Annotated in this window: 19 protein-coding genes; 5 read left to right on the top strand and 14 right to left on the bottom strand. The window is 70.9% G+C overall.

From position 1 onward, the window contains the following. Window positions 1-82: 82 nt before the first annotated feature. Window positions 83-1,213, top strand: coding sequence for a sensor histidine kinase (locus ASG76_RS16265; protein ID WP_056605751.1), 1,131 nt, complete (start codon window positions 83-85; stop codon window positions 1,211-1,213). On the opposite strand, the gene ASG76_RS16260 is transcribed toward ASG76_RS16265, so the two are convergent. From ASG76_RS16260 to ASG76_RS16230, 7 genes are read right to left on the bottom strand one after another with little or no spacing between them, the layout of a single operon-like run. After that, the gene (locus tag ASG76_RS16260) at window positions 1,202-2,401 is read right to left on the bottom strand and encodes an amidohydrolase (RefSeq protein ID WP_056605749.1); all 1,200 of its coding nucleotides are present in this window, start codon (window positions 2,399-2,401) and stop codon (window positions 1,202-1,204) included. The genes ASG76_RS16265 and ASG76_RS16260 overlap by 12 nt on opposite strands. Before the next feature lie 12 nt (window positions 2,402-2,413). Next, window positions 2,414-3,403, bottom strand: a complete 990-nt coding sequence (gene meaB, locus ASG76_RS16255; RefSeq protein ID WP_056605745.1) for a methylmalonyl Co-A mutase-associated GTPase MeaB — start codon at window positions 3,401-3,403, stop codon at window positions 2,414-2,416. Further along, window positions 3,403-5,586, bottom strand: coding sequence for a methylmalonyl-CoA mutase (gene scpA / locus ASG76_RS16250; RefSeq protein ID WP_056605742.1), 2,184 nt, complete (start codon window positions 5,584-5,586; stop codon window positions 3,403-3,405). Before scpA ends, meaB begins: the two co-directional genes overlap by 1 nt. Continuing rightward, on the bottom strand, window positions 5,583-7,397 hold the full coding sequence (locus tag ASG76_RS16245) for a methylmalonyl-CoA mutase family protein (protein ID WP_056605739.1): 1,815 nt from the start codon (window positions 7,395-7,397) through the stop codon (window positions 5,583-5,585). The genes scpA and ASG76_RS16245 overlap by 4 nt, the downstream gene beginning before the upstream one ends. Window positions 7,398-7,456: 59 nt before the next feature. Further along, a complete protein-coding gene (locus tag ASG76_RS16240) occupies window positions 7,457-8,233 on the bottom strand; it encodes a succinate dehydrogenase/fumarate reductase iron-sulfur subunit (protein WP_056605734.1) in 777 nt (258 codons plus the stop codon). After that, on the bottom strand, window positions 8,230-10,092 hold the full coding sequence (locus tag ASG76_RS16235; protein ID WP_235529677.1) for a fumarate reductase/succinate dehydrogenase flavoprotein subunit: 1,863 nt from the start codon (window positions 10,090-10,092) through the stop codon (window positions 8,230-8,232). Before ASG76_RS16235 ends, ASG76_RS16240 begins: the two co-directional genes overlap by 4 nt. Then, a complete protein-coding gene (locus tag ASG76_RS16230) occupies window positions 10,093-10,914 on the bottom strand; it encodes a hypothetical protein (RefSeq protein WP_056605729.1) in 822 nt (273 codons plus the stop codon). 190 nt (window positions 10,915-11,104) lie between these two features. Here ASG76_RS16230 and ASG76_RS16225 point away from each other — a divergent pair, with 190 nt between their 5' ends. From ASG76_RS16225 to ASG76_RS16215, 3 genes are read left to right on the top strand one after another with little or no spacing between them, the layout of a single operon-like run. Continuing rightward, window positions 11,105-11,788: a succinate dehydrogenase cytochrome b subunit gene (locus tag ASG76_RS16225; RefSeq protein ID WP_235529675.1), complete on the top strand. Its 684-nt coding sequence runs from the start codon at window positions 11,105-11,107 to the stop codon at window positions 11,786-11,788. Window positions 11,789-11,821: 33 nt separating this feature from the next. Then, window positions 11,822-13,843: a fumarate reductase/succinate dehydrogenase flavoprotein subunit gene (locus tag ASG76_RS16220; RefSeq protein WP_056606143.1), complete on the top strand. Its 2,022-nt coding sequence runs from the start codon at window positions 11,822-11,824 to the stop codon at window positions 13,841-13,843. Continuing rightward, window positions 13,840-14,583, top strand: a complete 744-nt coding sequence (locus tag ASG76_RS16215) for a succinate dehydrogenase/fumarate reductase iron-sulfur subunit (protein ID WP_056605723.1) — start codon at window positions 13,840-13,842, stop codon at window positions 14,581-14,583. Before ASG76_RS16220 ends, ASG76_RS16215 begins: the two co-directional genes overlap by 4 nt. A 194-nt stretch (window positions 14,584-14,777) precedes the next feature. On the opposite strand, the gene ASG76_RS16210 is transcribed toward ASG76_RS16215, so the two are convergent. The 4 genes from ASG76_RS16210 to trpS all read right to left on the bottom strand — a co-directional run bounded on the left by ASG76_RS16210 (window position 14,778) and on the right by trpS (window position 18,615). Continuing rightward, window positions 14,778-15,545 carry a hypothetical protein gene (locus ASG76_RS16210; protein ID WP_162254131.1) on the bottom strand — a complete coding sequence of 256 codons (768 nt, stop codon included), beginning with the start codon at window positions 15,543-15,545 and terminating at the stop codon, window positions 14,778-14,780. Window positions 15,546-15,994: 449 nt separating this feature from the next. Beyond that, window positions 15,995-17,056 (bottom strand): YihY/virulence factor BrkB family protein, encoded by a 1,062-nt coding sequence (locus ASG76_RS16205; RefSeq protein WP_056605718.1) that lies wholly within the window; start codon window positions 17,054-17,056, stop codon window positions 15,995-15,997. Window positions 17,057-17,058: 2 nt separating this feature from the next. Next, on the bottom strand, window positions 17,059-17,568 hold the full coding sequence (locus tag ASG76_RS16200) for a 2'-5' RNA ligase family protein (protein ID WP_056605714.1): 510 nt from the start codon (window positions 17,566-17,568) through the stop codon (window positions 17,059-17,061). Window positions 17,569-17,577: 9 nt separating this feature from the next. Next, the gene (gene trpS / locus ASG76_RS16195; RefSeq protein ID WP_056605712.1) at window positions 17,578-18,615 is read right to left on the bottom strand and encodes a tryptophan--tRNA ligase; all 1,038 of its coding nucleotides are present in this window, start codon (window positions 18,613-18,615) and stop codon (window positions 17,578-17,580) included. A gap of 162 nt (window positions 18,616-18,777) precedes the next feature. Between trpS and ASG76_RS16190 the strand changes: the two genes are divergently transcribed. After that, window positions 18,778-20,088, top strand: coding sequence for a lipase family protein (locus ASG76_RS16190; protein WP_082587610.1), 1,311 nt, complete (start codon window positions 18,778-18,780; stop codon window positions 20,086-20,088). Window positions 20,089-20,175: 87 nt separating this feature from the next. On the opposite strand, the gene ASG76_RS19180 is transcribed toward ASG76_RS16190, so the two are convergent. From ASG76_RS19180 to ASG76_RS16180, 3 genes are all read right to left on the bottom strand, one after another. Then, complete coding sequence (locus ASG76_RS19180; RefSeq protein WP_157559160.1) at window positions 20,176-20,334, bottom strand: hypothetical protein; 159 nt, start codon at window positions 20,332-20,334, stop codon at window positions 20,176-20,178. A gap of 137 nt (window positions 20,335-20,471) precedes the next feature. Then, entirely contained in the window at window positions 20,472-21,719 is a 1,248-nt protein-coding gene (locus ASG76_RS16185) for an MFS transporter (protein WP_056605710.1), read from the bottom strand. Between the two features lie 70 nt (window positions 21,720-21,789). Continuing rightward, window positions 21,790-24,000: an NADP-dependent isocitrate dehydrogenase gene (locus ASG76_RS16180; RefSeq protein WP_056605707.1), complete on the bottom strand. Its 2,211-nt coding sequence runs from the start codon at window positions 23,998-24,000 to the stop codon at window positions 21,790-21,792. Window positions 24,001-24,019 lie beyond the last annotated feature (19 nt).

The raw sequence follows: 24,019 nt of genomic DNA, 5'->3' as shown, positions 1-24,019 counted from the left end.
TGCACCGGGCCCCTCTGCCGCATGGTCTACTGGACCGCGCCCGGGGCGACCGGGGCCGCACCGCGCACGAGGGGGAGGTCCGATGGACGACACGGGCACGAGGGTGGACACGAGCGAGCGCTACGCGTCGTTCTTCACCCACCACCCCCACGCGACCTACTCGGTGGACGCCCAGGGCTACTACACCGACGCCAACCCCCTGGCGCTCGAGATGACCGGGCTCACCCTCGAGGAGATGCGGCAGGTGCACTTCGCCGCGGTCATCCACCCCGACGACCTGCACGTCATCCAGGGCGCCTTCGACGACGCCATGGCCGGCGACCCGCGGGTGGTCGAGGCTCGGGTGGTGCGGGTCGACGGGGAGGTCCTCCACATCCGGTGCACCGCCATCCCCCTGATCGTGGGCGGCGAGATCATCGGCGTGCACGGGGTCACCGAGGACATCACCGAGGCGAAGCGGCTCGTGCGCGAGCTCGAGGAGGCCAACCTCGCCAAGACCCTCTTCCTGGCCACGGTCAGCCACGAGGTGCGCACCCCGCTCGCCGCCCTCATCGGCGCCACCGACCTGCTCATGGCCTCCGACCTCGAGGCGGAGCCGGCCCACTTCGTCGACATGGTCCACCGCTCCAGCCAGCGCCTGGTCCACTTGGTCGACGACCTGCTCGAGTTCTCCGGCCTCGAGGCGCACCAGACGGTGCTGCACCCCACGCCGTTCGTCGTGCGCGAGCTCGTCGACGACGTGGCGCAGTGGGCCGGGCCGATGGCCCACGCGCGTGGCCTGACGATGACGGTCTCCGTCGACGACTCGGTGCCCGCCACGGCGGTCGCGGACCCCCGCCGGATCGCCCAGGTCGTCAGCCACCTGGTGCAGAACGCCATCACCTTCACCGAGCACGGCGGGGTGGAGCTGCGGGTCCGCGCGCGGCCCCCGGCCCCCGACCCCGGCGACGCCCACGCCACGGAGGCGTGGGTGGAGTTCATCGTCACCGACACCGGCGCCGGCATCTCGGCGGCGCACGTCGACGAGCTCTTCGAGCCCTTCATGCAGGCCGACCGCTACACCGTCAGCTCGCGGCGCGGCATCGGTCTCGGCCTGGCCATCTGCCGCGCGCTCGTCCAGCTGATGGACGGCCGCATGCAGGTCTCGTCGGCGCTCGGCGAGGGCAGCACGTTCACCTTCGGGCTGCCCCTCGGGGGCTGCTCAGAGCGCTGAGAGGGCGGTGACGGCCACCTCGGCCAGCACGCGCGCGGCGATGCCGGTCGCCGCCTCGTCGATGCGCAGGTTGCCCTGGTGCAGGTCGTACGTCGCTCCGCCGGGCGTGCGCGTGCCCAGCCGTGCCATCGCGCCGGGCACCGAGTCGAGGAACCACCCGAAGTCCTCGCCGCCCAGGCTCTGCGTGGTCGAGACGTGTCCCTGCGGGCCCAGGACGCGGTCGAGCGCGGTGCCGAGCAGACCGGTCGACACCTCGTGGTTGACCACCGGCGGGACGCCGCGCTGGTAGGTGACCTCGGCGGTCACGCTGTAGGGCGCGACGATCGCGGTGATCAGCTGGCGGATGAGGTGCTCGGCGTCGGCCCAGGCGACGGCGTCGAGCATCCGGACCGTGCCGGCCACGACACCGGTGTGCGGGATGACGTTGTGGGCAGAGCCCGCGCGCACCATGCCCCACACCACGCTGACCCCGGCGCGGGGGTCGAGGCGGCGGCTGAGGATGGCGGGGAGCTCGGTGATGACCTTGCCGAGGGCGAAGGTGAGGTCCTCGGTGAGGTGGGGCCGCGAGGTGTGGCCGCCCTTGCCGATCAGGCGCACGGTGAGCGCGTCGGCGGCGCCGGTCAGCGGGCCCTCGCGCAGGCCGATCCGCCCGACGTCGAGACTCGGGTCGCAGTGCAGGCCGAAGACGTGCGAGACCCCCTCGAGCGCGCCGCTGGAGATCAGGTGCAGCGCGCCTCCGGGCATGACCTCCTCGGCCGGCTGGAAGAGCAGCCGGACCCGGCCGGGCAGCATGCCCCGGGTGGCCACCTCGGCGAGCGCGAGGCCTGCCCCGACGAGGCCTGCGGTGTGGACGTCGTGGCCGCAGGCGTGCGCGACGCCCGGGTTGGTGCTCCTCCACGGGTCGGAGATCAGGTCGTCGACCGGCAGTGCGTCGAGGTCGGCACGGAGCGCCACCAGCGCGCCGCCGTGCCCGATCTCGGCCAGGACTCCCCCGCCCTCGGGCCGGGTGATGTCCCAGCCGGCGTCCTCGAGGGCGGACACGACCTTGTCGGAGGTGCGGTGCTCGGCCCAGCTCAGCTCGGGGTGGGCGTGCAGGTCGCGGCGCAGGCCGACGAGCTCGTCGGCGTACTTGTCGACGGTCTCGGCGATGACAGAGGTGGCAGACGAGGCGGGGAGGGATTCAGGCATAACCCTCCCAGTCTAGGTCGCGTCGGCGTCGTAGGCCGCGAGCAGCCGGTCCGCGGCCAGCGGGGCAGGCAGCTCGCCGGACAGCACCGCCCGTCGTACGTCGTCGCGCACCGCCGCCACGCCCGGCGAGGTGCGCAGCCGCTGGGCGAGCTCGTCGCGCACCAGCGCCCAGGTGAACTCCAGCTGCTGCTCGGCGCGCTTGCGCGCCAGCCCGTCGGTCCCGAGGTGCTCGCGGTGCTCCGCGACGCGCTGCCAGACGTCGTCGACGCCGGCGCCGGTCAGGGCCGAGCAGGTGACCACCGGCGGGGCCCACTCGGCGTGCCCGCGCACCAGGCGCAGGGCACCCGCGAGCTCGCGGGCCGCCACGCGGGCGTCGGCCTCGTGCTCGCCATCGGCCTTGTTGACCGCGACCACGTCGGCGATCTCGAGGATGCCCTTCTTGATGCCCTGGAGCTGGTCGCCGGTGCGCGCGATCGTGAGGAAGAGGAACGTGTCGACCATGCCCGCGACCGTCACCTCCGACTGGCCCACGCCGACGGTCTCGACGAGCACCACGTCGTGGCCGGCCGCCTCGAGCACGAGCATCGCCTGGGTCGTGGCGCGCGCGACGCCGCCGAGCGTGCCGGCGGTCGGCGAGGGCCGGATGAAGGCGCGCGGGTCGACCGCGAGCGTGGACATGCGGGTCTTGTCGCCCAGCACCGATCCCCCGGTGCGCACCGACGACGGGTCGACGGCGAGCACGCCGACGCGGTGCCCGGCGGCCGTGAGCCGGCCGCCGAGGCTCTCGATGAAGGTGGACTTGCCGACCCCGGGCACCCCGGAGATGCCGACGCGGGTGGCGAGCGGGAGGGCCTCCGCGGCGAGCTCCGTGAGCAGCTTGCGGGCGGCCACCCGGTGCTCGGGGCGCGACGACTCCACCAGCGTGATGGCGCGCGAGACCGCGGCACGCTGGCCCTCCCGCACGCCCGCGACGAGGGCGTCGACGTCGACCGGACGGGGCATCAGTCGCCCGACTGCTCCCGCAGCCTGGCCAGCAGGTCGAGCGCCGACTCGGCGATCACGGTGCCGGGCAGGAACACCGCGGCGGCGCCCATCTCCTTCAGCGTCTCCACGTCGTCGGGCGGGATCACGCCCCCGATGACGATCATGATGTCCGGGCGACCCTGGTCGGCCAGCGCCTGCTTGAGCGCGGGCAGGAGCGTGAGGTGGCCGGCGGCCAGCGACGAGACACCGACGATGTGCACGTCGGCGTCGACCGCCTGCTGCGCGACCTCCTCGGGCGTGGAGAACAGCGGGCCCACGTCGACGTCGAAGCCGAGGTCGGCGAAGGCGGTGACCACGACCTTCTGGCCGCGGTCGTGGCCGTCCTGGCCCATCTTGGCGACCAGGATGCGCGGGCGGCGGCCCTCCTCGGCCTCGAACTCCTCGGTGGCCTTCAGCACCGCGGCGACCTTGGTCCCCTCGGCGGTGCCTGCCTCGTCGCGGTACACGCCGCTGATCGTACGGATCACCGCCTGGTGGCGGCCGTAGACCTTCTCCAGCGCGTCCGAGATCTCGCCCACCGTCGCCTTGGCCCGGGCCGCGTCGACGGCCAGCGCGAGGAGGTTGCCGTCGAGGGAGCCTCCGCCGACCGGTCCGCGCTCGGCGGAGGCGGTCAGCGCCTCCAGCGTGCGGCGTACGTCGTCGTCGTCGCGCTCGGCGCGCAGCCGCTCGAGCTTGGCGACCTGCTGGCGGTAGACGTCGTCGTTGTCGACGCGCAGCACGTCGAGCTTGTCCTCCGCGGCGAGGCGGTAGGTGTTGACGCCGATGACCTTCTGGGTGCCTGCGTCGATGCGCGCCTGCGTGCGCGCGGCCGCCTCCTCGATGCGCATCTTCGGGATGCCCTGCTCGATCGCCGCCGCCATGCCGCCGGCCCGCTCGGCCTCCTGGATGTGGGCCCAGGCGCGCTCGGCGAGGTCGTGGGTGAGCTTCTCGACGTAGTAGGAGCCGGCCCACGGGTCGATCACCTGCGTGGTGCCGCTCTCCTGCTGCAGCAGCAGCTGGGTGTTGCGGGCGATGCGTGCGGAGAAGTCGGTGGGCAGCGCGATCGCCTCGTCGAGGGCGTTGGTGTGCAGCGACTGCGTGTGGCCCTGGGTGGCGGCCATCGCCTCGATGCAGGTGCGCCCGACGTTGTTGAAGACGTCCTGCGCGGTCAGCGACCAGCCCGAGGTCTGGCTGTGGGTGCGCAGCGAGCGCGACTTGGGGTTCTTCGGGTCGAAGTCGTCGACCAGGCGCGCCCAGAGCGCCCGGGCCGCGCGCATCTTGGCGACCTCCATGAAGAAGTTCATCCCGATGGCCCAGAAGAAGCTGAGCCGCGGCGCGAACTGGTCGATCGTCATGCCGGTGCCGAGGCCGGCGCGGATGTACTCCACGCCGTCGGCCAGCGTGTAGGCCAGCTCGAGGTCGGCCGTGGCCCCGGCCTCCTGGATGTGGTAGCCGGAGATCGAGATGGAGTTGAAGCGCGGCATCTTCTGCGAGGTGTAGGCGAAGATGTCGCTGATGATCCGCATGCTCGGCGCCGGCGGGTAGATGTAGGTGTTGCGGACCATGAACTCCTTGAGGATGTCGTTCTGGATGGTCCCCGCGAGCTGCTCCGGCTTCACCCCCTGCTCCTCGGCCGCCGCGATGTAGAGCGCGAGCACGGGCAGCACGGCGCCGTTCATGGTCATCGACACCGACATCTCGTCGAGCGGGATGCCGTCGAAGAGGGTGCGTGTGTCGTAGATCGAGTCGATCGCCACGCCCGCCATGCCGACGTCGCCGCGCACGCGCGGGTGGTCGGAGTCGTAGCCGCGGTGGGTGGCGAGGTCGAAGGCGACGCTCAGGCCCTTCTGCCCGGCCGCGAGGTTGCGGCGGTAGAAGGCGTTGGACTCCTCTGCGGTGGAGAATCCGGCGTACTGCCGGATCGTCCACGGCTGGGTGGTGTACATCGTCGGGTAGGGCCCGCGCAGGAACGGCGCGATGCCGGGCCACGTGTCGAGGCCGTCCAGGCCCTCGAGGTGCTCGGGGCCGTAGACCGGCAGGATGTCGATGCCCTCCGGGCTCGTCCACGGCTCAGCCGCGCCATCGCTGGTCGAGGAGGGACGGAGTCCCGTCACGAGACCCGCGCTGAGGTCCACGTCGGCGAAGTTCTTCGGGATGCTCACTTCGAGAGCTCCTCTCGGATCCGGGCGAGGAAGCCCAGGGCGTCCACCCCCATGGCACACGAGTCGTCGACGTCGGTGATCGTCCGCTCCCCCGGCTTGCCCGCCAGCACGACGTACGTCGCTCCTGCCGCCCGCAGCGCGGCGACGAGGTCGCCGCCCCACTCGGCGTACGCCGCGTCGGTGCCGGCCAGGCACACCACGGGCTGGCCGGCGTAGGCCGCCGTCACGGCCGCGACGCCGTCGGTGGCACCGGCCGCCTCGACGGCGACGCCGCCGGCGGCGAGCAGGTTGGTGGCGAAGGTGGCGCGCGCGGTGTGCGCGGCGATCGGGCCCATCGTGGCCAGGAAGACCGGGCGGGGCGCGGGCGCGGCCCGCATGTCCTCGTAGGCCCAGCCGTAGCGACGGACGTGGCGGTGCGACAGGTGCTCGCGCTCGGGCAGCGCCTCGGCGAGGTCGGGGAACTCCGAGACACCGGTCAGCGGGCGGGACCGGTCGGCGACCTGGGCGTCGCGCGCCGCGGCCACCTCCTTCACGCGCTCCTTCACCGCCGCGCGCGCCTCGTCGGTCAGCGCGCCCCCGGCGGACTCGGCGCGGCCGAGCTCGGCCCACCCGGCGGCGGCGAGGTCGTCGGTGAGCTTCTCGACGGCGTAGGAGCCGCCGGCCGGGTCGGCGACCGCGGCGACGTGCGACTCCTCGATGAGCAGCGACGAGGTGTTGCGCGCGACGCGGCGCCCGAGCGCGTCGGGCAGCCCGAGGGGCTCGTCGAAGGGCACGACCGTGACCGCGTCGGCTCCGCCGACACCGGCGGCGAACGCCGCGACGGTGCCGCGCAGCATGTTGACCCAGGGGTCGCGCGCACTGGTCATCGGACGGCTGGTGACCGCGTGGAGCACCATCGACGCGTCGCCCTCGACCCCGCTGGCCTCGAGGACCCGTGCCCAGAGCCGGCGAGCCGCGCGGAGCTTGGCGATCGTCGTGAGCTGCTCGTCGGTCGCGGCGAGGCGGAACTCCACCAGGCGGGCGGCGTGCTCGACGGAGAAGCCGGCGTCGGCCAGCAGCCGGAGGTAGGCGACGCCGGTGGCCACCGCCCAGCCCAGCTCCTGGGCGTCGCTGGCGCCCTCGTCGTGCAGGGCGGTGCCGTCCACGACGAGCGCCCGCACCCCGAGCTGGAAGGCCCGGCGGGCGAGGGGCGCGAGGAGGTCGCGTGCTGCGGCCGCATCGTCGCTCGCGCCTGCGGGGAGCATCTCGAGCGTCTGCAGGTCGAGGGAGAGGTTGGTCCCCGGGTGCAGGGCTCCGTCGACTCCTTCGAGGAAGGAGGCGAACGCCTCGACCTGCCCGGTCGAGGGGCGGTCGAGCACCACGGGCGCGAGGTCGAGCAGCACCCCGTGGAGCACGGTGGCCCAGTCGTGGGCGGACTCCCCGTCGAGGTGCAGCAGCACCGAGGTGGCGCCGTTCTCCAGGTCCTGCAGCACGGCCTCGTTGGCCGCCTTGTCGTCGATGACCTCCACCTGGGTGCGTACGTCCCAGGCGCCGGCGCGCTGCGGGCGCCCGGCTGTGGCGAGGCCGTCGAGGTCGGACTGCTGGCCGATCGGCGCGACGGCGATCCCGTCGAGGGTGGTGCGCGTCAGCGCGGACCACACGTCGGAGTCGGGGGCGTCCTCGGAGAGGCGGCGCGCCTTGCGCAGCACCGCCGCGGTCGCGGCCTCCCACGCTCCGGCGTCGTAGGTGTCGTGCTCGCCCACCAGGCGCAGCGTGCCCTCGGCCGGCTGCAGCTCCTCGGGCTCGTCGAGTCCACCCTCAAGGTCGGTCATGAGCGCAGGATATGGCGAGCGTCACCGCGCCGACACCGCCGCGACCTATGGGATAGGTCTCACGGCTCGGTGCGGCCCTCGTTGTCCTTGTTGCGCAGACCGATCTTGTCGCCCAGCCAGACGAGCGGGTCGAACTTCTTGTCCACGACGCGCTCCTTCATCGGGATGATCGCGTTGTCGGTGATCTTGATGCCCTCCGGGCAGACCTCGGTGCAGCACTTGGTGATGTTGCACATCCCGAGGCCGGCCGCGCCCTGGGCGAGCTCGCGCCGGTCGTGGGTGTCGAGCGGGTGCATGTCGAGCTCGGCGTAGCGCAGGAAGAAGCGCGGGCCCGCGAAGGACTCCTTGTTGTCCTCGTGGTCGCGCACGACGTGGCACACGTCCTGGCACAGGAAGCACTCGATGCACTTGCGGAACTCCTGGCCACGCTCGACGTCGACCTGCGCCATCCGTCGCTTGCCGTCGGGATCGCGCGGCCCCAGCTGTGCCGACGGCAGCTGCTTGGCCTTCTCGTAGTTGAACGACACGTCGGTCACCAGGTCGCGGATCACCGGGAAGGTGCGCATCGGCGTGACGGTGATCGTCTCGTCCTCCGCGAAGTCCGAGAGCCGGCACATGCACATCAGCCGCGGGCGTCCGTTGACCTCGGCGCTGCACGAGCCGCACTTGCCGGCCTTGCAGTTCCACCGCACGGCCAGGTCGCCGGCCTGGGTGCCCTGCACCCGGTGGATCGCGTCGAGCACCACCTCGCCCTCGGAGACCTCGACGGGGTAGTCCTTGACCTCGCCGCCGTCCTTGTCGCCGCGCCAGATCCGCAGCTTGAGCACATAACTCATGCGAAGTACCCCTTCAGCTCCTCGGGCATCTCGGGCAACGGCTTCTCGTGGAGGTCGACGCCCGTGCCCGCCTCGTTGAGGTTCACCACGAGGTTCTTGGTGCCCCACTCCGGGTCCGGCCCCGGGAAGTCGTCGCGGGTGTGCCCGCCGCGCGACTCCTCGCGGGCAAGCGCGGCCCTGGCGATGCACTCGCTGACGATGAGCATGTTGCGCAGGTCGAGCGCGAGGTGCCAGCCGGGGTTGTACTGCCGGTGGCCCTCCACGACCATCGTCGCCGCGCGCTGCTTGAAGACCTCGATCGCGTCCAGCGACTCCTCGAGCTCGGCGCGGGTGCGGATGATGCCGACCAGGTCGTTCATCGACTGCTGCAGGTCGGACTGGATCGTGTACGGGTTCTCGCCGCCCTCCACCTCGAAGGGAGCGAGCGCGCTGGCCTGCGCGGCCCTCACGTCGGCCTCGTCGACCCGCGGCCGCGCGCCGGCCAGCGAGGCGGCGTACGTCGAGGCGTGCTCCCCGGCGCGCTTGCCGAAGACCAGCAGGTCACCGAGGGAGTTGCCGCCCAGCCGGTTGGAGCCGTGCATGCCGCCCGAGCACTCCCCCACCGCGTAGAGCCCGGTGACCGCGCTCTCCTGGGTGTCGGCGTCGACCTCGACCCCGCCCATCACGTAGTGGCACGTCGGGCCGATCTCCATCGGCTCGGCGGTGATGTCGACGTCGGCGAGCTCCTTGAACTGGTGGTACATCGACGGCAACCGCTTGCGGATGAACTCGGGCGTACGCCGTGAGGCGATGTCGAGGTAGATCCCGCCGTGCGGCGTGCCGCGGCCGGCCTTGATCTCGGAGTTGATCGCGCGCGCCACCTCGTCGCGCGGCAGCAGCTCGGGCGGCCGCCGGTTGTTCTTCTTGTCGTCGTACCAGGCATCGGCCTCCTCGACCGTGTCGGCCGTCTCGGCCCTGAAGAACTCGGGGATGTAGTCGAACATGAAGCGCTTGCCCTCGGAGTTCTTCAGGATGCCGCCGTCGCCGCGCACCGACTCCGTGACGAGCAGCCCCTTCACCGACGGCGGCCAGACCATGCCGGTCGGGTGGAACTGCACGAACTCCATGTTGATGAGGCTCGCGCCCGCGCGCATGGCGAGCGCGTGGCCGTCGCCGGTGTACTCCCACGAGTTCGAGGTGACCTTGAAGGACTTGCCGATGCCGCCGGTCGCGAGGATCACGGACGGGGCGTCGAAGACGATGAAGCGGCCCGACTCGCGCCAGTAGGCGAAGGCTCCCGCGACCTTGTCGCCGTCCCTGAACACGTCGGTGACCGTGCACTCCATGAAGACGTCGATGCCGAGCGCCACCGCCCGCTGCTGCAGCGTGCGGATCATCTCGAGCCCAGTGCGGTCGCCGACGTGCGCGAGCCGGGCGTACTTGTGGCCGCCGAAGTCGCGCTGCGAGATCAGCCCGTCGTCGGTGCGGTCGAAGAGCGCGCCCCAGTCCTCGAGCTCCTGCACCCGCTCGGGCGCCTCCTGGGCGTGGAGCTGGGCCATGCGCCAGTTGTTGAGCATCTTCCCGCCGCGCATGGTGTCGCGGAAGTGGACCTCCCAGTTGTCCTCGGGCCAGCGGTTGCCCATCGCCGCGGCGATGCCGCCCTCGGCCATGACCGTGTGGGCCTTGCCGAGCAGCGACTTGCACACGATGGCCGTGCGCGCTCCCGCCTCGTGGGCCGCGATCGCGGCGCGCAGCCCCGCGCCACCCGCACCGACCACCACGACGTCGTAGTCGTGGCGCTCCATGCCGCCGGCCGCCTCGCCGGACAGCTCGTTGCCGGTCATCGGGTGCCGGCCGTTGGCGGCGCTCATGTCCGTCATCTAGAAGAACCTCAGATCCTGGATCGTGCCGGTGGCGAGCAGGAAGATGTAGAAGTCGACGACCGCGACGGAGAACAGCGAGTACCACGCCCACCGGCCGTGGCTGGTGTTGAGCCGCGAGACCCACGTCCAGAGCCGGTAGCGGACCGGGTGCTTGGAGAAGTGGCGCAGCCGGCCGCCCACGACGTGGCGGCACGAGTGGCACGAGAGCGTGTAGAGCCAGATGAGCACGACGTTGGCGAGCATCAGCAGCGTGCCGAGGCCCATGTGGACCCCGCTCGTCTCGCCGTCACCGACGGCGTACCGGCCCGGCATCGGGCGGAAGGCGAGCAGCACGTCGTAGGTGAGCACCAGCCCGACCAGCACCGCGGCGTACCAGAAGTAGCGGTGGGCGTTCTGCAGCAGGAGCGGCAGCCGGCTCTCGCCGGAGTAGGACCCGTGGGGCTCGGCGACGGCGCACGCGGGCGGGCTCAGCCAGAACGCGCGGTAGTAGGCCTTGCGGTAGTAGTAGCAGGTCATCCGGAAGCCCAGCGGGAAGACCAGGATGAGCAGCGCCGCCGACAGCGGCCACCAGCCGAAGGGCTGGCCGAAGTCGGAGGCCCCCTCGACGCAGTCGCCCAGGCACGGCGAGTAGAACGGCGAGAGGTAGGGCTCGGCGTAGTAGTCGCGGCCCATGAAGGCGCGGATGGTCGCGAACACGACGAAGCCCGAGAACACCACGAACGTCGCCAGCGGCTGCAGCCACCACCTGTCGCGGCGCAGCGTGCGCTCCTCGATGCGTGCACGGCCCGGGCTGGTCACTCCGCGGTCGGTCGTCGGCATACGTCCTCCAGAGGGTCCGGAACGGCGTCCGGGCGACACAGGCGACTATGGCGTGTGTCACAGTCCAGCGGAAGACAACGCGCCAAGGAAAACGTCACACGGCCTCGGCGCGTCGAGCGTGGGAGCCCCGCGCTACCGTGCTCTCGTGGCAACCCAACTCAAAGACTCTCGAGGGAACGCTCCGACCCTGGTGAAGGGCGCCCGGGCCTCCCGCACGACCATCGCGCTGAAGCTCGGCATGGCGATCAGCGGCATCATCTTCCTGGGCTTCGTGCTGGCGCACATGTACGGCAACCTCAAGGCGTTCGCCGGGCACAACGCGTTCAACGAGTACGCCGAGCACCTGCGTGAGATCGGCGAGCCGATGCTCCCGCACGAGGGCCTGCTGTGGATCCTGCGCGTCGGCCTCATCGCCGCTCTCGTGGTGCACGTCTACTGCGCCGTGGTGCTCTGGCGCCGCGCGGCGCGGGCCCGCACCACGAAGTACGTCGTGAAGAAGCAGACCGGAGCCACCCGCGCCAGCCTGCTCATGCGCTGGGGCGGCCTGACGATCTTCCTGTTCCTCGTCTGGCACCTGCTCAACTTCACCATCGGCAAGGTCAACGTGCAGGGCGGGGCGACCAACGACCCCTACAACCTGCTCGTCGACACCTTCGACGTGTGGTGGCTGACCCTCATCTACATCGCCGCCATGCTGGCGCTCGGCGCCCACCTGCACCACGGCGTCTGGAGCGCCGCCCAGACACTCGGCTGGACCGGCACCGCGGCCAAGCGCCAGCGGGCCAAGACGGTCGGCTTCGTCATCGCGCTGATCGTCACGGTCGGCTTCTCCCTCGTCCCGCTCGGTGTCCTCGCCGGCGTCATCACCAAGTAAGGGGTCTGCAGACTCGTGAGCCACGACATGGACATGCCCGACACCGTCACCTCGGCCGAGGCCTCGCCGTCGGGATTCCTCGACGGTGACTACGACGACGCCGTCGGCTACTACACGCCCGGCGACCCGGTCGTCGACACCAAGGCGCCCGACGGCCCGATCGCCGAGCGCTGGCAGAACCGCAAGTTCGAGGCGCGCCTGGTCAACCCGGCCAACCGCCGCAAGCTGTCGATCATCATCGTCGGCACCGGCCTGGCGGGCGCGTCGGCCGCGGCCACGCTCGGCGAGGCCGGCTACCGGGTGAAGTCCTTCTGCTACCAGGACTCCCCGCGCCGCGCCCACTCGATCGCGGCCCAGGGCGGCATCAACGCCGCGAAGAACTACAAGGAGGACGGCGACTCGGTCCACCGCCTCTTCTACGACACCGTGAAGGGCGGCGACTACCGCTCGCGCGAGTCCAACGTCTACCGCCTGGCCGAGGTCAGCACGAACATCATCGACCAGTGCGTCGCGCAGGGCGTCCCGTTCGCCCGCGAGTACGGCGGCCTGCTCGACAACCGCTCCTTCGGCGGCGTGCAGGTCTCGCGCACCTTCTACGCCCGCGGCCAGACCGGCCAGCAGCTGCTGATCGGTGCCTACCAGGCGCTCGAGCGCCAGGTCGCCGCCGGCACCGTGGAGACCTACACCCGCCACGAGATGCTCGAGCTCGTCACGGTCGACGGCAAGGCGCGCGGCATCATCGCCCGCGACATGGTCACCGGCGAGATCGAGACCCACATCGCCGACGTCGTCGTGCTCGCCTCGGGCGGCTACGGCAACGTCTTCTACCTCTCCACCAACGCGATGGGCTGCAACGTCACCGCCGCGTGGCGTGCGCACCGCAAGGGCGCCTACATGGCCAACCCGTGCTTCACGCAGATCCACCCCACCTGCATCCCGGTCTCCGGCTCGCACCAGTCCAAGCTGACGCTGATGTCGGAGTCGCTGCGCAACGACGGTCGCATCTGGGTGCCGAAGAACCAGGCCGACTGCGAGAAGGACCCGCGCGACATCCCCGAGGAGGACCGCGACTACTTCCTGGAGCGGATCTACCCCTCCTTCGGCAACCTGGTCCCGCGCGACATCGCCTCGCGCGCGGCCAAGAACATGTGCGACGAGGGTCGCGGCGTCGGCCCCGAGGTCGACGGCGTACGCCGTGGTGTCTACCTCGACTTCGCCGCCGCGATCGAGCGGCTCGGCCGTGCGGGCGTGGAGGAGAAGTACGACAACCTCCTCGACATGTACGAGCGGATCACGGGTGAGAACCCCTACGAGGTGCCGATGCGCATCTACCCCGCGGTGCACTACGTCATGGGCGGGCTGTGGGTCGACTACGACCTGCAGTCCACGATCCCCGGCCTGTTCGTGACCGGTGAGGCCAACTTCTCCGACCACGGCGCCAACCGCCTCGGCGCCTCGGCGCTGATGCAGGGCCTGGCCGACGGCTACTTCGTGCTCCCCCACACCATCCGCGACTACCTCGCCGACGGCCCGTTCGAGGAGATCTCCGAGGACCACCCGGCGGTCGTCGAGGCCCGTGAGTCGGTCAAGGGCCGCATCGACCACTTCCTGTCGGTCAACGGCACCCGCAGCGTCGACTCCTACCACCGCGAGCTCGGCAACATCATGTGGGAGTACTGCGGCATGGAGCGCAGCGAGGACGGGCTGAAGAAGGCCATCGACCTCATCCGCTCGCTCAAGGACGACTTCTACCGCAACGTGAAGGTCCTCGGCAGCGCCGAGACGCTCAACCAGTCGCTCGAGAAGGCCGGTCGTGTGGCCGACTTCTTCGAGCTCGGCGAGCTCATGTGCATCGACGCGCTCAACCGCCGCGAGTCCTGCGGCGGCCACTTCCGCGCCGAGTCGCAGACCGAGGACGGCGAGGCGCTGCGCCACGACGACGAGTACGCCTACGTCTCGGCATGGGAGTGGGCCGGCGACGACGCCGCGCCGGTGCTGCACAAGGAAGACCTCGTCTACACCGCCATCGAGATGAAGCAGCGGAGCTACAAGTGAACCTGACCCTGAAGATCTGGCGCCAGCCCGACGCGACGAGCGCGGGTGCCATGCACACCTACGAGCTCTCCGAGGTGTCCCCCGACATGTCGTTCCTCGAGATGCTCGACGTGCTCAACGAGCAGCTCAACGACAAGGGCGAGGAGCCGATCGCGTTCGACTCCGACTGCCGCGAGGGCATCTGCGGCACCTGCGGTCTGATGATCAACGGCGAGGCGCACGGCCCGGAGGTCACCACGACCTGCCAGCTGCACATGCGCTCGTTCTCCGACGGCGAGACGATCACCATCGAGCCGTGGCGCTCCGACGCGTTCCCGGTCGTCAAGGACCTGATCGTCGACCGCAGCGCGTTCGACCGCATCATCCAGCAGGGCGGCTACATCTCGGTCAACACCGGCTCGGCCCCCGAGGCCCACTCGGTGCCCGTGCCGCGCGACGACGCCATGCGCGCGTTCAACGTCGCCACCTGCATCGGCTGCGGCGCCTGCGTCGCGGCGTGCCCCAACGGCTCGGCCTCGCTGTTCATGGGTGCCAAGATCACCCACCTCGGCGAGCTCCCGCAGGGCCAGCCCGAGCGCGACAGCCGCGTGGTCAACATGGTCGCCCAGCACGACCACGAGGGCTTCGGCGGCTGCACCAACATCGGTGCCTGCACCGCTGCCTGCCCCAAGGAGATCCCGCTCGACGTGATCTCCCAGCTCAACAAGGACCTGCGCACCGCCATCAAGCACGGTCACTGAGCGGCGTACGACGAAGGGCCGGGGGGTCTCCCCCGGCCCTTCGTCGTCCCTGCTTCCTTGGAGCGGTGCGTGAGGAGGATTTCGAGACCGCCGAATCCGCCTCACGCACCGCCACCCCGGGTGTCTTCGTACGACGCGCCCGCGAGCGGTGCGTGAGGGGCAATTCGCGCCGGCAGATCCCCCTCACGCACCGCTCACGCGGCGCGCAGAAGGCGTACGACGTCGGCGACGCGTCGGAACAGGCTGTCCCACTGCTCCCCGAAGTCCGGCGGCGGACCGTCGTACCCACGGGCGACCAGGGCCTGGTGCACCAGCCGGACGGTGGCCTTCGGCGAGCGCATCCGCTCCTTGGTGATCAGCTCGTAGGGAACTGCGTGCCTGCGATAGAGCGCGTAGCGGTCGATGTCGGCAACGTACTGTGCGCGGTCGTCCTGGTGCTGACCGCCTTCGTACTCGACGACCTGTTCGTACTGGACGAACCGGAAGTCAGGCGTCAGCTCGACCCCGGGCGCCAGCTCGATCGTGACGTTGACGTCGGGGGCCGGCAAGCCGGCGAAGACGAAGAGCGTCAACAGCTCCGCCTCGGCCATCGATCTGCACCCACCGTCGAGGAAGGGCAGGACGTACGACGTCTCGACCACGCCGCGTCGCCACTGCTCCTCGGTCAGGATCTGGTCGAGGAGGTGCAGGTCGAGCGCCTCCTTGTTGAGCATCAAGCTGCCCACCTTGATGGCGTCCATCAGGCGCGATTCGGCACAGAACGCGACGAAGGCTGCTTCGGGGCTCACCCCCGCGTCGTCGCACGGAGGCATCTTGACGGTGCGGTGGAGGACCACGTCATGCAGCGCGAGGTGCAGGTCACCCTCCACCACGAAGTGCAACGGCCACCCGCTCCCCACCTCGAACCCGAGCTGGCGCAGCCGCGTCGTGCCGGTCGTCCGCGCGGTGTCCGGCAGCGCCAACAGTGCTGCCTCGACATGGTCCGCCCACGACATGTGGTGATCGCGATGGACGTACACGGCTTCGTGCAGTCGTCGGAACTGGACCCCCTCGAGGACATCACGAGTCACCCCGCCGGCCAGCGCAGCTCGACGGTGGATCGGGCCGTTGCGGAAGCGGTCAGGCACGGTCTTCATCTCGACATTGCGCCTCGCTGTTGCGCGTGCCGCGACCGCCGTACAGCAGTCCTGTGGAGAACGCCCCGTGGCAGGGAGGTGTGGGCGGTTAGTGGCACATGAGCTGCGCGCCTTCGAGCGGTGCGTGGCGGGGATTCCGTGCCGAACGAATGCCCCTCACTCACCGCCGACGGGCGTGTCCACGCAGACTCGCCGGACCATCGGTGGCTGAGGAGGGAAGCGGGACCTCCGAATGCTCCTCACGCACCGCTCGGGGCGGCGCGAGGAGGCGAGCGTCAGGAACGGCGGCGGCGTACGAGCGCGACCAGGCCGAGCATCGACGCGGCCCCCGCCGCGAAGGCTGCCTGCGGGGAGGCAGGCGACGAGGCGGGCGAGCCCGACGCGCGTACGCCGTCCGCTGCCGCCGCGAGGTCGATCCGCGGGCCCTCGGGCATGGCGTCGGTGGTCGCGGCCTCGGCGCGGGCGGCACGGGCGTCGGGAGAGGTCTGCGCCCAGGCCGCGGCGAGCACGACGACGCGGGAGAAGTAGTTGATCCAGACGACGAGGATGAGCGCGATGCCGAAGGCCTGGAAGGCGTCGGAGCTGGCGGTCGCCTTGAGGAGGTAGGTCGAGAGCTGCTTGAGGACCTCGAAGCCGATCGCCCCGAACACCGCGCCCGACCAGAGCGAGCGGCTGGGGGTGTTCGGCTGCGCGAGGAGGCGGAAGAAGGCGAAGAAGAGCAGGGCGTTGGCCGCCAGGCCGAGGACGAGCGCCAGGGCCCAGAACAGGACGCCCGCGACGACCCCGAGCTGGAGCGCGTCGAGGATCGGCCTCAGCAGCTTGGTGGCCACGCCCGACACGGCGACGCTGGTGACGAGGATGGCCCCGAGGGCGAGCAGCGCGAGCACGTCGCGCACCTTGCCGACGACGAAGTTCGGCTGCTCGCGCTCGGGCTCCTCGAAGACCGCGATCAGCGCGGAGCGCATGCCTGAGAGCCAGCCGAGTCCGGAGTAGAGGGTCAGCAGGATCCCGACGCTGAAGATGCCGGGTGCCGCCGACTGGAGCGTCTCCAGCGAGACCCCGCTGTCGCCGCCCACCAGACCGGGGAGCACCGAGTTGGCCGCGTCGACGAGCGTCGTCTCCGCCTTGGAGTAGACCTTCGCCACCTGGCCGAAGATGGCGAACGCCAGGGCCAGGATCGGGAAGAACGACAGGAACGCGAAGTAGGTGACGGCCGCGGCGAGCGCGCTGCCGTTGACGGCGCCGTAGTGCTCGATGGTGCGGACGACGTGGTCGACGAACGGCCGTCGCGCGCGCACGCGCTCGACGCGATCCTTGAGGCCCGAGACGAAGGACATGCTCAGCCCAGCCCGAAGTCGCGGGTGGGCTGCCAGCCCGCGGTCTCGTCGTGGACGTAGAGGCTGAACTCCTCGGCGGTGAACCGGCACTCGAAGCCGGCGAGCTCGGCGAAGGCACGGTCGAGAGCGGCGTCGTCGAGGTGGTGCGCGATGGTCACGTGCGGGTGGTAGGGGTAGTGCAGGTCGACCTCGAGCGGGCCTCGGCGTACGGCGCCAGCGAGCTGCTCGCACCCCGAGATGCCCTTCGCGACCGTCACGAACACCACCGGCGACACCGGACGGAACGTCCCGGTGCCGCGCATGTGGATGTCGAACGGCTGGATCGACCCCGCGACGGAGGACAGGTGGTCCTCCACCGCCTCGAGCGCGGACTCGTCGAGATCGGCGGGCGGGATCAGCGTGATGTGGGTCGGGATCCGCGCCGCGGTGGGGTCGCCGAGCGAGGCGCGATAGTCCTGCAGCTCGCTCGCCCAGGGCTCGGGGATCGCGATGGCTACTCCGATGGTGGGCACCTGACGACCCTAGCGTCCGGCCCGGGGCAGGAAGCCGACCTGCTCGTAGACGTCGCGCAGCGTCGCCTTCGCGACCTCCGTGGCGCGGTCGGCCCCCGCCTCCAGGATCGTCTCGAGCTCGGCCCGGTCCTCGAGCAGCTCGTGGACCCGGTCGCGGAACGGCGTCACGAAGTCGACCACGACCTGGGCCACGTCGGCCTTCAGGTCGCCGTAGCCGCGCCCGGCGTAGGAGGCGACGAGCTCGTCGATGCCGGCGCCGCTGAGGGCGGCGTGGATGTTGAGCAGGTTGGACACCCCCCGCTTGTTCTCCGGGTCGAAGCGCACCTCGGTCTCGGAGTCGGTGACGGCCGAGCGGATCTTCTTGGCCGAGACCTTCGGGTCGTCCAGCAGCCAGATGCACCCGTTGCCGCCGATGCTCTTCGACATCTGCTTCTCCACCAGCTGGAGGTCGTAGATCTTGGCGGTGCTCTCCATGATGTAGGGCTCGGGGAGGCGGAAGGTCTTCTTGAAGCGCTTGTTGAAGCGCCCCGCGAGGTCGCGCGTCAGCTCGAGGTGCTGGCGCTGGTCCTCGCCGACCGGGACGTACTGCGGGCGGTAGAGCAGGATGTCGGCGGCCTGGAGGATCGGGTAGGTGAAGAGCCCGACGCTGGCCGCGCCCTCGCCGCCCTTGGCCGACTTGTCCTTGAACTGCGTCATCCGGCGCGCCTCGCCGAAGCCGGTGAGGCACTCCAGCACCCACGAGGCCTGCGTGTGGGCGGGCACCTGGCTCTGCACGAAGATCGTCGCCCGCTCGGGGTCGACGCCGGCGGCGAGGAGCTGCGCGACGGACACGAGCGTGCGCTCGCGCAGCAGCTTCGGGTCGTGCGGCATCGTGATCGAGTGCAGGTCGGCGACGAAGAAGAAGGGGTCGAACTCGTCCTGCAACGTCACCCACTGCCGCAGCGCGCCCAGGAAGTTGCCGAGGTGGAACGAGTCGGCGGTGGGCTGGATGCCGGAGAGCACGCGGGGGCGCGCGGTCCGGTCGGCGGACGTGGAGGGGGCGGACATGCGCGTGATTGTGCCAAAGCGGACGGCGAGTCCCCGGCGTGGGTCCGGGACCCACCCCTGCGGGTGAAACGCAACGTGACGGACGTCACACAGCGCTGTGATGTGACTCACCAGTAGGTTTCGCGACGTGGCCGGGCGGTCCGGCCCGGGAGGGAACCCATCATGGGAGCACCAGCACGTCGTCGGACACTCGCTCGGGGAAGGTCGGTCGACACGGTCGCCAGCCCCCACAGCCGGCCCAGCCGGCTCCGCACCACGCTCACCACGCTGCTCGCCACCATCGCGGCCGCGGCGACGCTCACTGCAGCAGGTACGACGTCGGCGACCGCCGTCGTCCCCGAGCCGCCACGGCCGGCGTTCTACGAGACGCCCGCCACGCTGCCCACCGCCAACGGCTCGCTCATCCGCAGCGAGCACATGACGTTCCTGCTCGACCCGCTCGACGCCACCAGCCTGGTCCGCGACGCGAGCCGGATCCTCTACAAGACCACCAACCGCGCCGGGAGGGCCATCGCCGCCTCCGGGACGGTGCTGGTGCCCAACTCACCCTGGATCGGCGTGGGCTCGCGACCCGTCATCGGCTACGCGCCCGGCACCCAGGGCATGGCCGACCGCTGCGCCCCGTCGCGACTGTTCTCCGAGGGCATCGAGTACGAGGGCATCGGGATCGAGGGCCTGCTGCTGCGCGGCTACGCCGTCGCGATGCCCGACTACGAGGGCCTCGGCACCGTCGGGGTGCACACCTACATGGACCGGGTCTCGCAGGGCCGGGCCACGCTCGACGCCGTACGCGCCGCGCAGCGCCTGTCCGGCACCGGGCTCAGCTCCACCAGCCCGGTCGGGCTGATGGGCTACTCCCAGGGCGGCGGCGCGGCGGCGGCGGCGGTCGAGCTGGCAGCGACGTACGCCCCCGACCTACGCATCAAGGGGGCCGTCGTGGGTGCCGTGCCGGCGGACCTCGAGAAGGTCGCCACCAACCTCGACGGCGGGCTCTACTCCTCGTTCGCGTTCTTCGCCCTGCGTGGGCTCGCGGCGAGCTACAACAAGGACCTCACGCCCTACCTCAACGCGGCCGGTCGCGCGACGAGCGACAGCGTGGAGACCGAGTGCGTGTTCAACCTGCTCGACAACGCGTTCGTGAAGTCGTCGACGCTCAGCTACAACGGGCAGCCGATGTCGTCGCTGATGAGCGTGGAGCCGTGGAAGTCGATCGTCGCGGCCCAGCGGATCGGGACGATCAAGCCGACGTTCCCGGTGCTGGTCACCCACTCCCACCTCGACGACGTGATCCCGTTCGCCGTGGGCAAGACGATGGCGAGGTCGTGGTGCGACAAGGGCGCCAACGTCTACTTCTCCGCCAACATCGCACCGCTCCACGTCGGCGGCATCGTGCCGCAGACAGCCGAGGCGCTGCCGTTCTTCGAGGCCCGGTTCCTCGGCCTGCCGCAGCTCAGCAACTGCTGGCTGCTCTGAGCCCCTGACAGCCAGAGCCTCGACGAACGCAGCGAGCCCCGCCGGACCCACTCCGGCGGGGCTCGCTGTGCGTGCGGGTCGAGCTGCTCAGACGACCCAGCCCACGTTGTCGGCGACCAGGTCCGCAGCCGGGTAGATCCCGCGCAGCTCCTGGCGCCGCTGCAGCAGGCTGACCACGTCGCCCACGTTGCGGTCGGCGAGGTAGCGGCGGCGCTCCATCTCCGCCTCGATCTTCATCTCGTCCATGACTCCCCCTCAGGAAGATTTCGGGTGGCTCGATCCACCCTCATGGATTTGATCGTTACAAACCCGGGCTACGCAAGAGTTCCGTTCGTGTTAACTCCACGCAACATGAACGGGAAGAGCAGTCACCCCGGACGGGGTCAGGCGGGCTGCGCGTCGCGCTGGCGCACGTGCAGGCGTGCCGACACCAGCAGGATCGCCACACCGGCGAGCGACAGCACCAGGCCCACGAGGGCCGGGGCACGCAGCCCCCAGCCGGCGGCGATGACCACACCGCCGAGCCAGGCGCCGAGCGCGTTGGCAATGTTGAGCGAGGCGTGGTTCATCGCCGCGCCCAGGGTCTGCGCATCGCCCGCCACGTCCATCAGGCGCAGCTGCAGGTTCACGACCAGCACCGAGCCGAGCGTGGTGATGAGGAAGACGACCGGCAGCGCTGCCCAGCCGTGGGGCGCGGCGAGCCAGAAGGCGAGCATCGTGCCGGCCATGCCGACGCCGCCGATGATCAGCGACCGGAAGATCGACCAGTCCGCCATGACGCCGGCCAGCCAGGTCCCGGCCACCATGCCGAGGCCGAAGGAGAGCAGGAAGACCGCCACCGAGCGCTCCCCCAGCCCGCCCACGTCGGTGACGACGGGCGCGATGTAGGAGTAGACGGCGAACATGCCCCCGAAGCCGACCGCCCCGGCCAGCAGCGTCAGCCAGACCTGCGGCACCGTGAAGGCCGCCAGCTCACGGCGCCCGCTCGCCGCGGCGTCGCCCTGCACCGAGGGCACGAACCACACCACGAGGGCGAGCGTCACGACGGCCAGGCCGGCCGCGGACCAGAAGGCCGCACGCCACCCGAGCTCCTGACCCAGCAGCGTGGCTGCGGGTACGCCGAGGACGTTGGCGAACGACAGCCCGAGCATCACCTGCGACACCGCGCGCCCCTTGCGCGAGGGCCGCGCCATGCTGGCCGCGACGAGCGAGGCGACCCCGAAGTAGGCACCGTGCGGCAGCCCGGCGGCGAACCGGGCGAGCATCAGCTGCTCGTAGGAGCCGGCCAGCGCGCTCACGCCGTTGCCGACCGCGAACGCCGCCATCAGCGCGACGAGCAGCGCCCGGCGCGGCAGTCGAGCACCGAGGAAGGCCAGCACGGGGGCACCCACGACCACCCCGACGGCGTACGCCGAGATGACGTGGCCGCCGGTGGGGATGGAGACGTCCACCCCGGCGGAGATCTGCGGCAGCAGGCCCATCGTGACGAACTCCGTCGTGCCGATGGCGAAGCCGCCCATCGCCAGGGCGAGCACGGCGAGGCCGAAGTGGCGCGCCGTCACCGAGGCGGCGTCGGGGTCGCCCGCGGTCGGGTCGGCGGTCGGGTCGGTGGCGGGCGCAGTCGTGGTCATCACCTCCGACAAGGACGGGCCTGCGGGCATTGTTCCCCGCAGGCCCGTCCTGTGACGCGGGTCGCCCTCGTCAGAGCGCGGCGAGCGCGGCGTTGAAGGTGGCCGAGGGCCGCATCACCGCGGCGGCCTTCTCCGGGTCGGGGCGGAAGTAGCCACCGATGTCGGCAGGCTTGCCCTGCACCGCGAGCAGCTCCTCGACGATCGTCGACTCGCTCGCGCGCAGCGCGCCGGCCAGGTCGGCGAACGCGGCCGCCAGCTCGGCGTCCTCGGTCTGCCCGGCGAGCTCCTCGGCCCAGTAGAGCGCGAGGTAGAAGTGCGAGCCGCGGTTGTCGATCGTGCCGAGCTTGCGCCCGGGCGAGCGGTCCTCGTTGAGGAAGGTCTCGGTGGCGCGGTCGAGCGCGTCGCCGAGGAGCTTGGCGCGCGCGTTGTCGGCGTAGCCGGCGAGGTGCTCGAGCGAGGCCGCCAGGGCGAAGAACTCGCCGAGGCTGTCCCAGCGCAGGTAGTCCTCCTTGACCAGCTGCTGCACGTGCTTGGGCGCCGAGCCGCCGGCGCCGGTCTCGAAGAGGCCGCCGCCGTTCATCAGCGGGACGACGGAGAGCATCTTCGCGCTGGTGCCGAGCTCGAGGATCGGGAACAGGTCGGTGTTGTAGTCGCGCAGCACGTTGCCGGTGACCGAGATGGTGTCCTCGCCGCGGCGGATGCGCTCGAGGGAGTACGCCGTCGCCTCTGCCGGGGCCATGACCGAGATGTCGAGGCCCTCGGTGTCGTGCTCCTTCAGGTACTCGGTGACGAGCGCGATCAGGTTGGCGTCGTGCGCGCGGGTCTCATCGAGCCAGAACACCGCCGGGGTCTCGCTGGCGCGGGCACGGGTGACGGCGAGCTTGACCCAGTCACGGATCGGCTCGTCCTTGGTCTGGCAGGCGCGCCAGATGTCACCGGGCTCGACCGTGTGCGACATCAGCACGTCGCCGGCGGCGTTGCGCACCTCGACCGTGCCGGCCGCGGGGATCTCGAAGGTCTTGTCGTGCGAGCCGTACTCCTCGGCTGCCTTGGCCATCAGGCCGACGTTGGGCACCGAGCCCATCGTGGCGGGGTCGAGCGCGCCGTGGGTGCGGCAGTCGTCGATGGTGGCCTGGTAGATGCCGGCGTAGGACGAGTCCGGGATGACCGCGAGGGTGTCCTGCTGCTCGCCCGCGGCGTTCCACATCTGGCCCGAGGTGCGGATCATGGCCGGCATGGAGGCGTCGATGATGACGTCGGAGGGCACGTGCAGGTTGGTGATGCCCTTGTCGGAGTCGACCATCGCGAGCGAGGGGCCCTCGGCCAGGCCCTTCTCGAAGGCCGCCTTGATCTCCGCGCCGTTGTCGAGGGCGTCGAGGCCGCCGAGGATGCCGCCCAGCCCGTCGTTGGCCGACAGCCCCGCGGCGGCGAGGTCCTCGCCGTACTGCGCGAAGACGTCGGCGAAGTAGGCGCGCACGACGTGGCCGAAGATGATCGGGTCGGAGACCTTCATCATGGTCGCCTTGAGGTGGGCGGAGAAGAGGACGCCGTCGGCCTTGGCCTTGGCGACCTGCTCGGCGAGGAAGGCGTCGAGGGCCGAGGCGCTCATGAAGGTGGCGTCGACGACCTCGCCCGCGAGGACCTCGAGGCCCTCCTTGAGCACGGTCTTCTCGCCGCCCACGCCGACGTGGACGATGGAGAGGGTGTCGTCGCCGTCGAGGACGACCGACTTCTCGTTGCTGCGGAAGTCGTCGTGGCCCATGGTCGCCACCGAGGTCTTCGAGTCGCTGCTCCACGCGCCCATCGAGTGCGGGTGCGACTTCGCGTAGTTCTTCACCGACGCGGGCGCGCGGCGGTCGGAGTTGCCCTCGCGCAGCACCGGGTTGACCGCGGAGCCCTTGACCTTGTCGTAGCGGGCGCGGACCTCGCGCTCCTCGTCGGTCTGCGGGTTCTCCGGGTAGGCCGGGAGGTCGTAGCCCTGCGACTGCAGCTCGGCGATGGTCGCCTTGAGCTGCGGGATCGAGGCGGAGATGTTGGGGAGCTTGATGATGTTGGCCTCGGGCCTGGTGGCCAGCTCGCCGAGCTCGGCGAGGGCGTCGTCGAGGCGCTGCTCCTCGGTGAGCCGGTCGGGGAACTGCGCGATCACGCGGCCGGCCAGCGAGATGTCACGGGTCTCGACGTCCACACCCGCGGTCTTCGCGTAGGCGGCGATGATCGGCAGGAAGGAGTACGTCGCGAGCAGCGGCGCCTCGTCGGTGTGGGTGTAGATGATCTTGGCCATGGGACTCAACAGCTCCTGG

Origin of the sequence: Nocardioides sp. Soil774 (genome assembly GCF_001428125.1) — a bacterium.
In the GTDB taxonomy this organism is placed as follows: Bacteria; Actinomycetota; Actinomycetes; order Propionibacteriales; family Nocardioidaceae; genus Nocardioides.
Note: the sequence above shows the minus strand (reverse complement) of the source record. Positions and strands in the feature narration are given on the sequence as shown.

Coding starts and splice junctions, on each gene's coding strand:
- ASG76_RS16180 (WP_056605707.1), bottom strand. CDS start 24,000: ATGGCCAAGATCATCTACACCCACACCGACGAGGCGCCGCTGCTCGCG.
- ASG76_RS16240 (WP_056605734.1), bottom strand. CDS start 8,233: ATGAGTTATGTGCTCAAGCTGCGGATCTGGCGCGGCGACAAGGACGGC.
- ASG76_RS16235 (WP_235529677.1), bottom strand. CDS start 10,092: ATGACGGACATGAGCGCCGCCAACGGCCGGCACCCGATGACCGGCAAC.
- ASG76_RS16185 (WP_056605710.1), bottom strand. CDS start 21,719: ATGACCACGACTGCGCCCGCCACCGACCCGACCGCCGACCCGACCGCG.
- ASG76_RS16205 (WP_056605718.1), bottom strand. CDS start 17,056: ATGTCCTTCGTCTCGGGCCTCAAGGATCGCGTCGAGCGCGTGCGCGCG.
- ASG76_RS16190 (WP_082587610.1), top strand. CDS start 18,778: ATGGGAGCACCAGCACGTCGTCGGACACTCGCTCGGGGAAGGTCGGTC.
- ASG76_RS19180 (WP_157559160.1), bottom strand. CDS start 20,334: ATGGACGAGATGAAGATCGAGGCGGAGATGGAGCGCCGCCGCTACCTC.
- ASG76_RS16260 (WP_056605749.1), bottom strand. CDS start 2,401: ATGCCTGAATCCCTCCCCGCCTCGTCTGCCACCTCTGTCATCGCCGAG.
- ASG76_RS16230 (WP_056605729.1), bottom strand. CDS start 10,914: ATGCCGACGACCGACCGCGGAGTGACCAGCCCGGGCCGTGCACGCATC.
- meaB (WP_056605745.1), bottom strand. CDS start 3,403: ATGCCCCGTCCGGTCGACGTCGACGCCCTCGTCGCGGGCGTGCGGGAG.
- ASG76_RS16220 (WP_056606143.1), top strand. CDS start 11,822: ATGCCCGACACCGTCACCTCGGCCGAGGCCTCGCCGTCGGGATTCCTC.
- ASG76_RS16265 (WP_056605751.1), top strand. CDS start 83: ATGGACGACACGGGCACGAGGGTGGACACGAGCGAGCGCTACGCGTCG.
- trpS (WP_056605712.1), bottom strand. CDS start 18,615: ATGTCCGCCCCCTCCACGTCCGCCGACCGGACCGCGCGCCCCCGCGTG.
- ASG76_RS16245 (WP_056605739.1), bottom strand. CDS start 7,397: ATGACCGACCTTGAGGGTGGACTCGACGAGCCCGAGGAGCTGCAGCCG.